14 protein-coding genes are annotated in these 13,223 nt (G+C 70.6%); 8 read left to right on the forward strand and 6 right to left on the reverse strand.

All coding sequences use genetic code 11. From position 1 onward, the window contains the following. Window positions 1-6 precede the first annotated feature (6 nt). The 3 genes from ACXIZN_RS16390 to ACXIZN_RS16400 are packed head-to-tail and all read right to left on the reverse strand — an operon-like array spanning window position 7 to window position 2,352. Window positions 7-876, reverse strand: a complete 870-nt coding sequence (locus ACXIZN_RS16390) for a sucrase ferredoxin (RefSeq protein WP_457955461.1) — start codon at window positions 874-876, stop codon at window positions 7-9. Continuing rightward, entirely contained in the window at window positions 873-2,156 is a 1,284-nt protein-coding gene (locus ACXIZN_RS16395) for a cupin domain-containing protein (RefSeq protein WP_457955462.1), read from the reverse strand. The genes ACXIZN_RS16390 and ACXIZN_RS16395 overlap by 4 nt, the downstream gene beginning before the upstream one ends. After that, window positions 2,143-2,352 (reverse strand): hypothetical protein, encoded by a 210-nt coding sequence (locus ACXIZN_RS16400; RefSeq protein ID WP_126731016.1) that lies wholly within the window; start codon window positions 2,350-2,352, stop codon window positions 2,143-2,145. Before ACXIZN_RS16400 ends, ACXIZN_RS16395 begins: the two co-directional genes overlap by 14 nt. 335 nt (window positions 2,353-2,687) lie before the next feature. On the opposite strand from ACXIZN_RS16400, the gene ACXIZN_RS16405 reads away from it, so the two are divergent. Further along, complete coding sequence (locus ACXIZN_RS16405) at window positions 2,688-3,056, forward strand: STAS domain-containing protein (RefSeq protein ID WP_457955463.1); 369 nt, start codon at window positions 2,688-2,690, stop codon at window positions 3,054-3,056. Here the strand turns inward: ACXIZN_RS16405 and ACXIZN_RS16410 are convergent. The 3 genes from ACXIZN_RS16410 to ACXIZN_RS16420 all read right to left on the reverse strand — a co-directional run bounded on the left by ACXIZN_RS16410 (window position 3,042) and on the right by ACXIZN_RS16420 (window position 6,265). After that, window positions 3,042-4,265: an FAD-dependent oxidoreductase gene (locus ACXIZN_RS16410; RefSeq protein WP_457955464.1), complete on the reverse strand. Its 1,224-nt coding sequence runs from the start codon at window positions 4,263-4,265 to the stop codon at window positions 3,042-3,044. The two genes, ACXIZN_RS16405 and ACXIZN_RS16410, sit on opposite strands and share 15 nt — an antisense overlap. A 35-nt stretch (window positions 4,266-4,300) precedes the next feature. After that, window positions 4,301-5,314, reverse strand: a complete 1,014-nt coding sequence (locus tag ACXIZN_RS16415; RefSeq protein ID WP_457960531.1) for a DUF5914 domain-containing protein — start codon at window positions 5,312-5,314, stop codon at window positions 4,301-4,303. 69 nt (window positions 5,315-5,383) lie between these two features. Continuing rightward, a complete protein-coding gene (locus ACXIZN_RS16420) occupies window positions 5,384-6,265 on the reverse strand; it encodes a MerR family transcriptional regulator (protein WP_457955465.1) in 882 nt (293 codons plus the stop codon). A gap of 418 nt (window positions 6,266-6,683) precedes the next feature. On the opposite strand from ACXIZN_RS16420, the gene ACXIZN_RS16425 reads away from it, so the two are divergent. From ACXIZN_RS16425 to ACXIZN_RS16455, 7 genes are read left to right on the forward strand one after another with little or no spacing between them, the layout of a single operon-like run. Then, the gene (locus tag ACXIZN_RS16425) at window positions 6,684-7,766 is read left to right on the forward strand and encodes a polyprenyl synthetase family protein (RefSeq protein ID WP_457955466.1); all 1,083 of its coding nucleotides are present in this window, start codon (window positions 6,684-6,686) and stop codon (window positions 7,764-7,766) included. Further along, on the forward strand, window positions 7,763-9,280 hold the full coding sequence (gene crtI, locus ACXIZN_RS16430) for a phytoene desaturase family protein (protein WP_457955467.1): 1,518 nt from the start codon (window positions 7,763-7,765) through the stop codon (window positions 9,278-9,280). The genes ACXIZN_RS16425 and crtI overlap by 4 nt, the downstream gene beginning before the upstream one ends. Next, window positions 9,277-10,239, forward strand: coding sequence for a phytoene/squalene synthase family protein (locus ACXIZN_RS16435; RefSeq protein WP_457955468.1), 963 nt, complete (start codon window positions 9,277-9,279; stop codon window positions 10,237-10,239). The genes crtI and ACXIZN_RS16435 overlap by 4 nt, the downstream gene beginning before the upstream one ends. Continuing rightward, window positions 10,240-10,581 (forward strand): lycopene cyclase domain-containing protein, encoded by a 342-nt coding sequence (locus ACXIZN_RS16440; RefSeq protein ID WP_457955469.1) that lies wholly within the window; start codon window positions 10,240-10,242, stop codon window positions 10,579-10,581. Then, entirely contained in the window at window positions 10,578-10,898 is a 321-nt protein-coding gene (locus ACXIZN_RS16445) for a lycopene cyclase domain-containing protein (RefSeq protein WP_457955470.1), read from the forward strand. The genes ACXIZN_RS16440 and ACXIZN_RS16445 overlap by 4 nt, the downstream gene beginning before the upstream one ends. After that, window positions 10,895-11,626, forward strand: a complete 732-nt coding sequence (locus tag ACXIZN_RS16450) for a class I SAM-dependent methyltransferase (protein WP_457955471.1) — start codon at window positions 10,895-10,897, stop codon at window positions 11,624-11,626. Before ACXIZN_RS16445 ends, ACXIZN_RS16450 begins: the two co-directional genes overlap by 4 nt. Beyond that, entirely contained in the window at window positions 11,623-13,191 is a 1,569-nt protein-coding gene (locus tag ACXIZN_RS16455; protein ID WP_457955472.1) for an FAD-dependent oxidoreductase, read from the forward strand. Before ACXIZN_RS16450 ends, ACXIZN_RS16455 begins: the two co-directional genes overlap by 4 nt. Window positions 13,192-13,223 lie beyond the last annotated feature (32 nt).

The raw sequence follows: 13,223 nt of genomic DNA on the forward strand, positions 1-13,223 counted from the left end.
ACCCGGTCAGTACCGGAGATCCACCAATTCGAACACTCTTATCGTCCGCACGGGCTCGGACGCGCACGTGAGCCGCCTGCCCGCCGGGACCCGGCCTTCGCGCAGGTACACGGTGCAGTCGGGTTCGGCGAAGCCCACCTGCCAGGTATCACCTGCACGCGTGGTCTTCGTCAGCCGGAGATCGTCGATTCCAGCGGCGCCCGTGGCGGCGCGGGCGTGGTGGTGAGCCGCTTGGACGATCGGCGGATACGAGGAACGGCCGCGCAGGAACCTGGGATCGAGGATGCCGTCCGCGTACTGGTGATAGAGACCGATCGCGTCGTCCGGACGCAGGCCGCCGAAGGTGAAACCGTGTGGCAGCAACACCATCGAGGGAGCGAAGCGGCAGCCGCCGAGGTGGCTGCATTCCCAGGTGGCCCCGGCGAACTCCGCCGCCAGCGCGGTCGCGAGCGAACGGCCGCGCACCGCGCAGCAGGTGTCGTGCCTGCCGTGGACGCACACCAGCGCGAGGGGTTCCGGCCACACGCTCCCCGCCGCGGAGGTGACGCGGGAGAGTTCCGCGGCGTCGGTGAATTCCCCGGTCCGGATCTGCTCGTGGCCGGGACGAGCGTCGACCCGGAACCAGCGGAAGGGGCGGTCGCGAGTGGACGGACGCCGGGCGACCCGGCGGACCAGAGCGATCCGGCCGCCGACCCGCGCCGCCCACGAACCTAGGTGGGCGACCGCCGCCGGATCGATCCCGGACTCCTTGAGCGCGAACCGGCCCCACGGGCCCGGATGCTCGATCAGGAGCCAATGCTCCGCGGGCGGGGCCGTCCCTTCCCCGGGATCGCCCGCGGCTTCGGCCAGTTCCGCGCACCGTTCCGCCGCGGTCATGCGGTCGAGGCCATCAGCACGCCTTCCCGGAGCAGGCGGCGCACGAGTACGAGCTGGTCGGCCCGGTCCATTCCCGGGATCTCTCCCAGCCGCCACGTCCTTCCGTCCAGCAGCGCCGCCAAGGCGGTCGAGGTGGAGGCCGGCAACGAGAGGCGGCGATCCGGGAGTTCGAGAACGATCCGGCCGTCCGCTGGCTCACCGATACGGAAGCGCAAGCCGTCACGAAGCCGCACCGAATCCCCGTCGCCGAGGCCCAGAACGAACCTGGCCGTCGCGATCGGCGCCAGCGGTTCCGGACGATTTCCGCGCCATGTCCTGTTCCGGACGCGCCGCGCGACGGCGTCGCCGGGCACCGCCCGCAGGGCGGCGATCAGGTCTTCCCGGACGGACTCGACATGGGCTTCCAGCAGACTCGGGTCCGCGACGTCGATCCCCAGCGGGAGCGACGTGCGCAGCCGTTCCTCGGAACCGGCGAGCGCGGTGAACGCTTCCGCCAAGGCGAAGGCGGTGATCACGTGGACGCCGACGGTCAGATGCGCGGAGACGTCACCCAGCGCCGTCGCCGAATGCAGCCAGCCGCGGGGCAGATACAGCACGTCCCCGGGCTCGAGGACTTCGTCGATGACCGGAGCATCGTCGCGGGCCCGCCTGGTGACGGCGTCGGCGTGCTCGCCCCACGGCTGGTCGCGCAGGGGCGACCGGTGGACGGGCGCGTGCACCTTCCACCGCTTGCGGCCCGCCGTCTGAAGCACGAAGACGTCGTGCACGTCGTAGTGCGCCGAGAAGCCCTGCGACGACGGCGGGGTGATGTAGGCGTTGACCTGCGCGGGGTGGCCGAGCTCGCCGGTCAAGCGCGTGGTGAAGGCGATGATGGCAGGCCAGATGCGGTGCAGCCCCTGGAGCACGATGGTGCTGCCTTCGGCGAACAGGGCGGCGACCCGGTCGTCACGGACCTGGTCGCCGATTTCCGCGCCGACACCGGCTCCACCGGTGAACGAACGGGAATCGACCACCTCCCCGTCGCGGGCCAGCCGCAGGAACGGCGTCCGCAACCCACGGCGGGACAGCATTTCGTCGACGCCGTCCAGATCGAGCAGATCACCGAAGTCGCCGCAGGTTCGCCGCAGCAACGGTTCCCTGCCCCAGTGCCGGGTGGCGAACTCCTCGACGTCGGAACCGACCAGACGCGACAGGACACTTGCCGGCACGTGGCCGTCCACCGGCTCCGGGACGCTTTCCCCGGTGCCGGTGGACGGCTCGCTCAGCTCAGCTCGCGCCACTGTCCGCGCCGCCGTCGGCTCCACCGTCGTGCTGGCCCGCGGTGCCTTCGCCGGCGCCGGAATCGGCAGGCCCCTCGGCGCCACCGTCGGCCCCGCCGTCGTGTTCGCCGGGAGTCCCCTGGCCGGCACCGGCGTCGGCCGGTCCTTCCCGGTCCTCGCCCGAGGTGGTGGAGATGTCGTCGTCGTTCAGGCTCATGTCGATTCCCTTTCCCATGATCCGGATGAAGCAGTGGCCGGTTACCCCGGTTCTTCCCGGAGCACACTTGCGCGGCCATCACGATCGGCTTACCCGCCACCACCGATCGCAAACCGATTCGCGACCGATTCACCGCGTCGGATTTCTCTGCCTCGCAGACTGCGGAGGCGGCTCCGGCGACGTACGGTGAGAGCACGTGAGGTTCAACTCGCAGCTTCGCGTGTTCGGTGACCTTGCCCGGCCCCGCACCGTCCGGCCGAAGACCGGGTGCGTCCGGCGACGTGCTGCTGCGGGCACTCGAAGTGCGCGTCATACCGCTTCCCGAGGAGACCTCCATGTCATCACCGCACCGAAAAACATTTGCCCCCGTACTGGGGCACGAGCACACCGCCGGTCTGCTGATCCTCACCGTGACCGGCGAACTGGACGCGAGCACAGCCCCGCTACTGGACCGGCATCTGGACGGGAACCTCCACGATCGGACGGTGATCGATCTGTCCCGTGTGACCTTTCTCGGCGTGGCGGGGCTTCAGGTGCTGGAGGCCGCCGTCACCCGGGCCGGTCACGAGCGCCGCCGGCTGGCGTTGGTCACTTCGTCGCCGACTGACCTCAGGATTTTGCGGCTCTTCGGCCTCGACGTGCGGGTGCCGGTGTATCCGCGGCTGTCGGACGCGATCCGGAAAGTCGCCTCACAGGTCCCGTAGCACCGCGCGAGCGGTCCGTCCGCCGGAGGCGAGCGCGCCCTGCAGCGAACTGGTGTCGCGGTGATCCCCGCAGACGTAAAGCCGTTCACCGAACCGGATCTCGCCGCGAACGTCGTGCGGCGGAGGCATGGCCGGGAGCGCGCGGGGGATCTCGTAGCGCGCGACCAACGGCCAGCGCGAAGCGTCCACACGGTACATCCGGCTCAGTTCCCGCCGCACTTCCGATTCGCCGAGCGGCGTGAGCGCCGAGGCGCTGACGAGGGCCGCGCCTTTCGGGGCGTAGCTCGGACAGACCTCGCTCAGGACCGAGGTGTTGAGGATCGGGCCGCCGCGGGCGTCGACCACGATCACCGGCTCTCGCAACGGTGACCGTGGTGGCGCGAAATACCAAGTCGTGACGCTGTTCCACCGCGGTTCGGGGACGCCGTCGACCAGGCCCGCGGCGGTGGTGCCGTCCGTGGCGACGACGACGGCGCGCGCGGTCCAGACGTCTCCGCCGGAGGTGCGTACCTCACCGTCGCCGACTCGCTCGACGCGCGTTCCGGTCCGCACCGCGGAAACGGGCAGCAGCCGGGCGAGTTGCCGGGGCAGCTCGCCCATGCCCAGCGACGGCAACGACGGCGCGGACCGCAGGAAGCTGCGCCAGACGAGCCGGAAGAACCGCGAGGAGGTACTCAACCCGGCCTCCAGGAAGACCCCGGACAGGAACGGGCGGAGCACCGTTTCCACCGCGCGGTCCGACAATCCCGCACCGCGCAGTTCGTCGGCGGTCGTGCCGTCGCGTCCCTGGACGATCGACCGCGCCGGACCGCCCGCCGCCCGCGCGGTGAAGGCACCGAGCGCGGCTAGGTCCTTCGCCGACAGATAGCGCCTTGCCGCGACGTCCCGCAGCGCCTTGGGAGTGTCGAGCGGGTTTCCGAGGAGGCTGAGCCGGTCGTCGTCGGCCACCCGGACCGCGCGCCAGAACCTGCCCAGCCGCAGCGCGTCGACGTCCACCAGACGCTGGATCGCGGGGTACGCGGGATTGAGGATCTGGAAGCCGCGGTCCAGCCGGAAGCCGTCGACGACGTCGGTCCGCACGCGGCCACCGACCTCGTCCCCGGCCTCCAGGACGGTGCAGACGACGCCGGCGCGGTGAAGGTGCAGCGCGGCCGAGAGGCCGGCGAGTCCGGCACCGACCACCACGACGTCGGTTTCGTGCACAGCCATCGGGAACGCTCCTCGGAGTCACGGTGGACGCGAGCTCAGACGTGTCCTGCTCGCAAGGCATAGCGGCGTTCCGCGTAGGCGAGATCGTCCCGCCACAGCCGCGCGGACGCCCGGCGCATCAAAGGCCGCAGTGCCGGGGCGATCCGGGCGGCCTTCGCGAACCCAGGACGATCGGAGGTCGCGATCGTCGCCTCGATCACGGCGGTGCGCGGACGGCCGTCGGGGCCGGTTCCGAGCGGGGTGGCGTGCGTCTCCACCACGCTTCCGGTGCCCTCGCCTTCGACGATGGTCATCAGCACGGTCCGGGGCTCGGGACAGGTGAATTCGGCGATCACCGGCACACCCAGCTTCCCGGCGAGCCGGAAGGTCACTTCGACCACGAACTTGTCGTCCGCGTCGGAGACCTCGTTTCCTTGCGGCGCCGAAACAACCCGCAGCCGCGTGAACGAATACGGGTGGAACCAGGCGCCGTGCCAGGGGTCGAGCCGGTTCGCGACGACGTCCATCGGTTCACAGATCCCGGTCAGCGTCGCGACCGCGTCGACCGCGAGGTCTCCTTGCGGGCGGTCCGGCACGACAGGCCGTTCCGTCGGAGCCTCACCGCCGAAGCGATCGAGGCGGACCCAGGCGAGCACACCGTCGTCATATGACGGCAATGGCGTCCAGCCCGGCCGATCGGACCCGACCCGCAGGCCGTGCCATCGGCAGACCAGCTCTCCACAATGGACACGCGCCTCCGCCAGCGGAGCGCCCAGATGAGGACAGGCACCGGGTCCGATGGTCAGGACACCGTCCGGACCGCGCCAGGCGACCAGTTCCCGGCCGCCCGCCCGCAGGCCGAGTGGCTTGTCCGCACGGATTTCACGGCTCGCCGCGACGACGAACCAGTTGCCGGCCACCCGGGCGTCGGCGCGTTTGACGGCGGCGTCGATCAGCGCGGGGCCGCATTCCCGATACGTCGGTTCTTGCCGCGCCCAGGCCGGTTCCCGGAAGGGCTGGACCGGCCAGTCCGACGGCCACCGCTCGAGCACCTGCCGCCTGAGATCCACCACAGACTCTCCCGTCCCGCGATATCCGACGGAACCATCCTCTGGCACTTGGAGCGATCTCGCAACGGTTCAGGACTTCAGCCGCTCGGCGGCGACCTCCAGCGCGCCGTCGAGATCGTTGACCCACGGGGTGCCGTGCACATCGAGTCCTTCCCAGCCGGGACCCGCGACGACGACCTCGAAACCCTGTTGCTGGAGACGACGGCGGAGCAGGTCGTCCACCGTGGTGACGGACATCGACCAGAGCACGATCAGCACCGGATCCAGTTTCGAGGCCATTCCGGCGATGGTCTCCGCGGGGACCATCTGACCGAGATAGAGCGCGGGGATACCGACCTCGACCAGTGAAGCGCGAAGGATCTCGACGGGCAGGCTGTGCCGTTCGTCCGGACAGCAGGAGATGAGCACGCCGCGTTCCGAAGGTGCCGTGGCGAATCGGGCGACGTAACGCTGCAGCGCCAGGGAAACCTCGGTGGTGAGCGCCCATTCGGATTCGAAGCAGACGTCGCCCCGCTGCCAGCGGCCGCCGAGGTTCCGCAGGATGGGCAGGAGCACGTCGGTCCATGTCGCCGCCGCGCCGAGCGAGTCCAGCGTTTCGTCCAGCAACGCCGCGATGGAGGCGAACTCCAGATCTTCCGCGGCCTGTTCCAGTTCGTCGACCCGCCGGTCGGCCGGGACTTCGGGAAGCGCGCCGCCGGCGCCGGAGAACGCGGCCGCGGCGGCCTCGCGGGCACGGATACCGCGGTCGATCAGCCGCTGCATGTGCTGGAGCCTGCGGACGTCCGCGTCCGAGTACCGGCGATGACGCCCGTCGGCCCTCAGGGAAGGCCCCACGCCGTACCGCGTCGCCCACGTCCGGAGCGTGACCGGCGAGATGCCCAGCACCTCGGCGACCTTGCCGGGCGTCCACGAACCCGTGGGCCGAGGGCCGTTCTCCTCGTCGACTTCCATTCAGTACCACGTTTCGCACGGAGACATCCGGTGCTCGAGCTTACGTGCTCACCGTCGGTCGGACCTCGAACACGGTACGTATGGCGTCTACTAGGGAACGAACGCCCGGCGGTGCCGAGGGCGACCGGGAGGGGACCGATCCGCCAGGCACCGCCGGGCATCCGGAACCCGGCTCAAGGGGAGGGACGCCGGATTCCCGGAGAGTGGCGAGGTCCTGGCCACCTCCGTCGCTGGGCGGTCATCTTCGATTCGTGAGCGATCCGCGGTTTGAGCCCGGAACTCGAGGGAACCCCGGCTTCTGGTGTCTACCGGAGGATCCCGCTCGAGTTGCGAGCCTGTCACCCGATCCAGTAGACAAGGTACACCAGCAATGAAACGGTTGCGAATCGAATCACCGGATTGCGGAAGGGACGGTCGGATGGCGTCGATCATGGCGGAAGAGGCGCCGGCCGCCTGGCTGGACACCCTTGGCCGACGTTGCCTCGCCGAGGCATACGGTTTCGTCGAGGCACGGGCCGCCGAACATTTCGCAGGCCACGGCGAGGGCGAACTCGCCGAGACCGCCATCCCGGAGTTCGTCGCGGGCGGGAAATTCCTTCGCCCGATGTTCGCCTACGTGGGCTGGCGATGCGGCGGACCGGAATCGGACGCCGCCTTGCGGGCCGCGGCGAGTTTGGAACTGCTCCACTGTTTCGCGCTGGCGCAGGACGACGTCATGGACGGCTCACCGCTGCGCCGCGGCCGCCCGGCGCTGCACGTCCGGTTCGCGCGCTGGCACACCGAACAGGGCTGGAGCGGATCCGCCGACCGCTTCGGGGAATCCGCGGCGACCCTGTCCGGCGATCTCTTCCTGGTCTGGTCGGAGCGGATGCTCCGGGAATCCGGCCTCGACGCGGCGGCGCTGGCCCGCGGCTGGCCGCGATACGACCTCATGCGCGCGGAACTGGCGGTCGGGCAGCTCGCCGATCTCGTGAACGACGCCAGGACACTCCCGGACTGGGAGACACTGCTCGACGTCCTGCGCCGGAAGTCCGGCAACTACACCGTCCGCAGGCCGCTCGAATTCGGCGCCGCGCTGGCGGGGTGCGGGCCGGACGTCCTGGCCGCGCTCGCCGAATACGGCGGCCTGGTGGGTGAGGCGTTCCAGTTCCGGGACGATCTGCTCGGCGTCTTCGGCGATCCGGCGGTCACCGGCAAGCCCGCGGGCCAGGACCTCCGTGATCGCAAGGCGTCCAGTGTCGTGGTGCTCGCCGCCGAGATGGCCGACCGGCGGCAGCGCGCGGAACTCGGCGAACTGCTCGCGCCGTCGACGGTGGACGACGAAGCCGTGGCCCGATGGCGCGCCCTGATCACGGCGACCGGGGCGCGGGAACGCCTCGGCGAGCTCATCCGGGAACGGGCAGAGAAGGCCCAGGCCGTGATCGATCCGGCCGTGTTCCCCCGGCACGCCGTGGATTCGCTGGCCGTCCTGGCCACCAAATGCACGGAGCGCGACCAATGAAGACGGTGCCCGGGCCCACGAACCGGGTCGTCGTGGTGGGAGCGGGGCTCTCGGGACTCGCGGCGGCGCTGCACTTGGCGGGCCGGGGACGCTCGGTCACCGTTCTCGAACGCGATCCCGGCCCGGGTGGTCTCGCGGGACGCGTGGAGCGCAAAGGCTATCTGCTCGACACCGGGCCCACGGTGCTCACCATGCCTTCGATCCTGCGGGACACCTTCGGCGCCGTGGGTGCCGAACTGGGCGACGAACTGCCGCTGTCCCGTCTCGACCCCGCATACGTGGCGCGCTTCGCCGACGGCAGCACGCTGCCGGTGCACACGGACGCCGCGGCGATGACGGAGGCCGTGCGCGAGTTCGCGGGGCCGGCGGAGGCCGCGGGTTACGTCAGGCTCCGCGAATGGCTGACTCGCCTGTATCGCACCGAGTTCTCCCGGTTCATCGACTCGAACATCGACTCGCCGCTGGGCATGCTCCGTCCGGAGCTGGCCCGGCTGGTGGCGCTCGGGGGTTTCCGGCGGCTGGATCCCAAGATCGGCTCGTTCCTGTCGGACGAGCGGCTGAAGCGGGTGTTCACCTTCCAAGCCCTCTACGCGGGCGAGTCGCCGATGCGGGCGCTGGCGCTCTACGCGGTGATCTCCTATATGGACACCGTCGGTGGCGTGTATTTCCCGCCCGGCGGTATCGCCGCGCTCCCCGAGGCGCTCGCCAGGGTCGCCGCGGCGAACGGGGTCGCCTTCCACTACGGCGACCCCGTGAACGCGCTGGAACGGGACGGCGACCGGATCCGCGCGGTCCGCACCGCCGGCGGCGAACGCCACCCGTGCGACGCCGTCGTGCTGACGACCGAACCGGCCGTGAGCTACCGGCTCCTCGGCCGGACGCCGAAGCGGCCCGTCCGGCTGCGGGCCGCGCCGTCCGCGCTGATCCTGCACACCGGCGGCCCCGGTGACCATCCGGACATCGGCCACCACACGATTTCCTTCGGACAGGGCTGGGCTTCGACCTTCGACGAACTCATTTCCACCGGACGCCGCATGACCGATCCGTCCCTGCTGATCACCCGGCCCACCGCGACCGATCCGGGACTCGCCCCGCCGGGGCGGCAGCTCTTCTCGATCCTCGCGCCGGTGCCCAATCTCGACCGTGGCCCGGCGGACTGGACCGCCGATGCGGGCCCCTACGCCGAGGAGATCCTTTCCGTGGCCCGTGAACGCTTGCTGCCGGATTTCGAACCCGAGTTCACCGAGGTGATCGGCCCGGCCGATTGGGCGGACCGCGGCCTGGCCGCCGGGACACCCTTCAGCTACGCGCACTCGTTCGGCCAAACCGGGCCGTTCCGCCCTCGGAACCTCCCGCGCGGTACCGAAAATGTCGTCCTCGCCGGCGGCGGGACGGTACCCGGCGTCGGAGTCCCGACCGTGCTGATCTCCGGCAGGCTGGCCGCCGACCGGATCACCGGGACACCGGGGCGCGGTGCGCGCGTGCTCGATCTGGCCACGGGGGCGAACCGATGACCAAGCGCGAACTCGACGCCGCCGGCATCCGCGATCCTCACCTTCGTGCCGCCTATACCTGGTGCCGCGGCCTCAACGCCCGGCACGGGCGCACGTACTTCCTGGCGACCCGCATGCTGACCGCGCCACAGCGGCCCGCGGTCCACGCGCTCTACGGTTTCGCCCGGTGGCTGGACGACATCGTCGACGAACCGGATCCCGGTGCCACGCCGCGGTCACTGGCCGCACGACTGTCCGAAGTGGAGGGTCGCTTCCTCGCCGATCTGGCCTCGGGCACGAGTGCGGATCCCTTGCTCAGAGCGGTGATCGACACGGCGGCCAGGTACGAGCTCGAAGAACACCTCTTCCGCGCCTTCTTCACGTCGATGCGGATGGATCTGAGCGTCACCGGCTACGCCACGCGAGACGACCTCGACGTCTACGTGCACGGCTCGGCCGAGGTGATCGGTCTGCAGGTGCTGCCGATCCTCGGCGCGGTGACCCACCGCGAGGAGGCCGCCCCGCGAGCGGCCGCGCTGGGCAAGGCGTTCCAGCTCACCAACTTCCTCCGCGACGTCGCCGAGGATTTCGCGCGAGGGCGGGTCTACCTGCCCGCGGACGAGCTCAAGGCCCACGACGTCGACCGGGAACGGCTGGCCTGGTGCGCCGAGCACGGCCGGGCCGACGCACCGGTACGGGCGGCGATCAGGGACCAGATCGCGGTCACCAGGCGGATCTACGCCGAGGCACGGCCCGGAATCGCGATGTTGCATCCGGTCTCACGCCCTTGTGTCGCCACCGCCGCGACCCTCTACGGGGAGATCCTCGACCGGATCGAGGACGCGGGCCACGACGTGTTCGCCCGCCGGGCGAAGGTGACACGCCGCCGGCGGCTCGGGGTCGCCTGTGGCGCACTCGCTCGTTCCCAGTGGGCCCGCAGGCGGCATCCGGCGCCCGCTCCCCCCGCGGCGGTGAGCTGAGTGGGCAAATTCGAGTACCTGATCGTCCTCGCGGCCTGTGTCCTGGTGACCCTGCCGCTGGAAATGGCGGGCGCCCGCGTCTACCGGCAACCGAAACGGCTCGCCCGCGCCCTGCTCCCGGTGGCGCTGGTCTTCCTGGTCTGGGACGCGCTGGCGATCGCCGCCGGGGTGTGGGGCTACGCACCGGAATTCATGACCGGCGTCCACGCCCCGTTCGCCATCCCGCTGGAGGAGATCCTGTTCTTCGTCGTCATCCCGATCTGCGGCCTGCTCACCTACGAGATGGTCCAGCTTTCGCTCACCGTGGCCCGGCGCCGCGGCGGACGGGCGGTCCGCCGGTGATCCCCTGGGGTTACACCGTTCCGGCCGTCGTCGCGGTGGTCGTGGTCGTGCTCGCCGAGGTCGTCGTGCTGAAGACCGGGCTGTTCCGGAAACCCGCCTACTGGATCACGATGGCCATCGTCTTCGGCTTCCAGATCCCCGTCGACGGCTGGCTGACGAAGTTGTCCGCGCCGATCGTCCTCTACGCGCCCGAGCACGTCACCGGCTGGCGCTTCCCCTGGGACATCCCGGTCGAGGACTTCCTCTTCGGCTACGCGCTGGTGACCGCCGTATTGCTGCTGTGGGAACGGTCCCGGCCACGCGAGGAGGCACAGTGAACGCCCTGGCGCGAGACGGCCTGCCGCGCGACACCGTGCCGTCGGCCTTCGACACCGAAGCCCGCTTCTACGACCGTCTGGTGCGGGCGAATCCCGGCTATCACCGGCATCTGCTGCTGTCCGCCCAGCGGCTCGATCTGCCGTACGACGGAAAACACCTGCGCTTGCTCGACGCGGGCTGCGGCACCGGCGCGTCCACCGCCGCGCTCGTCGCGGCGGTACCCGGAGCGAAGATCACGGCGTTCGACGCCTCCCGCGAAATGCTGGCGCGGGCCCGGAGCAAGACCTGGCCAGACGGGGTCGAATTCGTCCACACTCCGGCGGAAGAGCTGGCGGGGGTGAAGGGTCCGTTCGACGCGATCCTGGCCGCCTATCTCCTGCGCAACCTCGCCGACCCCACGAGCCAGTTGCGCCGTTTGCGTGGCCTGCTGCGCCCGGGCGGCCGGATCGCCGTGCACGAATACTCGGTCCGGGACTCCCGGCGGGCCCGCTGGGTCTGGAACGCGGTCTGCGCGGCCGTGATCATCCCTCTCGGGAAGATCGTCACCGGCGACGCGACGCTCTACCGCCATCTTCGCCGCAGCGTCGCCGAGTTCGACGGAATCGGTTCTCTCGCCCAGCGCCTCACCGACGCCGGCTTCACCGACGTCCACACCGCCACCGTCCCCGGCTGGCAACGCGACATCGTGCACACCGTCGTCGGCACAGCTCCCGAGGAGAATCCGTGACCCCTCCCCTGGACCGCCGCCTGGTCACCCATCCGGCGCCGCGAGGCCTCGCCGACGCCGGGCAGCTCGGCGCGCGCCCCACGGTGGCCGTCGTGGGCGGCGGCATCGCCGGGCTCACCGCGGCGACCGGACTGGCCGAACGCGGCGTCACCGTCACCGTCTTCGAACGAGAAGACCATCTCGGCGGACGAGTCGGCGGCTGGCGGGAGCGGCTGCCGGACGGCACTCCGGTGACGATGAGCCGGGGCTTCCACGCCTTCTTCCGCCAGTACTACAACCTGCGTACCTTGCTGACCCGCACAGATCCGCATTTGGAGCGGCTCACCCCGCTCTCCGACTATCCGTTGCTGGACGCGCACGGCCGCATCGACACCTTCGCCGGGCTCCCCCGTACACCGATCTGGAACGCGGCGGTCTTCGCCTTGCGGAGCCCGACTTTCACCCCCAGGGACCTCTTGCGGCTCAATGGGCGAGAGGCTTTGCCGCTCGCCACGGTCAGCGTGCCCGAGACCTATCACCGGCTCGATCACATCGACGCGTCGACCTTCCTCGAAGCGATCAACTTCCCAGCGGCCGCACGGCATCTCGCGTTCGAGGTGTTCTCGCGCAGCTTCTTCGCCGACCCGCGGGACCTGTCCGCCGCGGAACTGGCGGCCATGTTCCATCTCTATTTCCTCGGTTCCAGCGAAGGACTCGTCTTCGACGTGCCGACCGAGCCGTTCCCGCAGGCACTCTGGGATCCGCTCGCGAGCTACCTCGCCGGGCGCCGCGTCGACATCCGCACCGGCGCGGCGGTCACCGCCCTCGGCCGGACGCCGGACGGTTTCGAAGTCGAGACCGGTGGCCGCACGGAGGGTTTCGACGGGGTGGTGCTCGCCTGCGACATCACCGGGCTGCGCGACCTCGTCACCGCATCCCCGGATATCGCGACCGAGTCCTGGCGGCGCGCGATCGGTGAACTGCGCACCGCCCCGCCCTTCCTCGTCCGGCGGCTCTGGCTCGACCGTCCGGTCGACGGAGGACGCCCGCCTTTCCTCGGCACCGGCAGCGTCCCGCCGCTGGACAACATCAGCCTGCTCGACCGGTACGAAGGCGAAGCACGGCGCTGGGCGGCACGCACCGGCGGCTCCGTCGTCGAGCTGCACGCCTACGCGGCCGCCACCGCGGATCAAAGCGGATTGGAGAAAGCCCTCGAACAACGGCTCCACGAGATCTACCCGGAGACCCGGGACGCGCGGGTGGCCGGGGAAAGCACGTTGTGGCGCGACGATTGCCCGCTGTTCGGAGTCGGCGACTTCGCCCGGCGGCCTGCCGTGCGGACCCCCGACCCGCTCCTCGCGCTCGCGGGCGACGGCATCCGGATCGACCTGCCGGTCGCCCTCATGGAGCGCGCGGCCGCCACCGGATGGGCCGCGGCCAACACCCTTCTCGGGCATTGGGGTCTCGCCGGTCACCCGATTCGTTCGGTCCCCAACCGAGGACGGATCGGCCTGTTGAACCGGCTGGCCGCTTCGAAGTACGTCGGCGGGGAACGGAGTCGGCCTACCGGGCTCGCCGCGGGCTGAACGGCCGCCGTCCTGGTCTTTGTCGAGCAGGC

Source organism: Amycolatopsis sp. TRM77291 (genome assembly GCF_054166285.1).

What these genes read in the sequence shown, in the direction of transcription:
- ACXIZN_RS16390 (WP_457955461.1), bottom strand. Translation starts at nt 876, where the DNA reads ATGACCGCGGCGGAACGGTGCGCGGAACTGGCCGAAGCCGCGGGCGAT.
- ACXIZN_RS16400 (WP_126731016.1), bottom strand. Translation starts at nt 2,352, where the DNA reads ATGAGCCTGAACGACGACGACATCTCCACCACCTCGGGCGAGGACCGG.
- ACXIZN_RS16405 (WP_457955463.1), top strand. Translation starts at nt 2,688, where the DNA reads ATGTCATCACCGCACCGAAAAACATTTGCCCCCGTACTGGGGCACGAG.
- ACXIZN_RS16410 (WP_457955464.1), bottom strand. Translation starts at nt 4,265, where the DNA reads ATGGCTGTGCACGAAACCGACGTCGTGGTGGTCGGTGCCGGACTCGCC.
- ACXIZN_RS16420 (WP_457955465.1), bottom strand. Translation starts at nt 6,265, where the DNA reads ATGGAAGTCGACGAGGAGAACGGCCCTCGGCCCACGGGTTCGTGGACG.
- ACXIZN_RS16425 (WP_457955466.1), top strand. Translation starts at nt 6,684, where the DNA reads ATGGCGTCGATCATGGCGGAAGAGGCGCCGGCCGCCTGGCTGGACACC.
- crtI (WP_457955467.1), top strand. Translation starts at nt 7,763, where the DNA reads ATGAAGACGGTGCCCGGGCCCACGAACCGGGTCGTCGTGGTGGGAGCG.
- ACXIZN_RS16435 (WP_457955468.1), top strand. Translation starts at nt 9,277, where the DNA reads ATGACCAAGCGCGAACTCGACGCCGCCGGCATCCGCGATCCTCACCTT.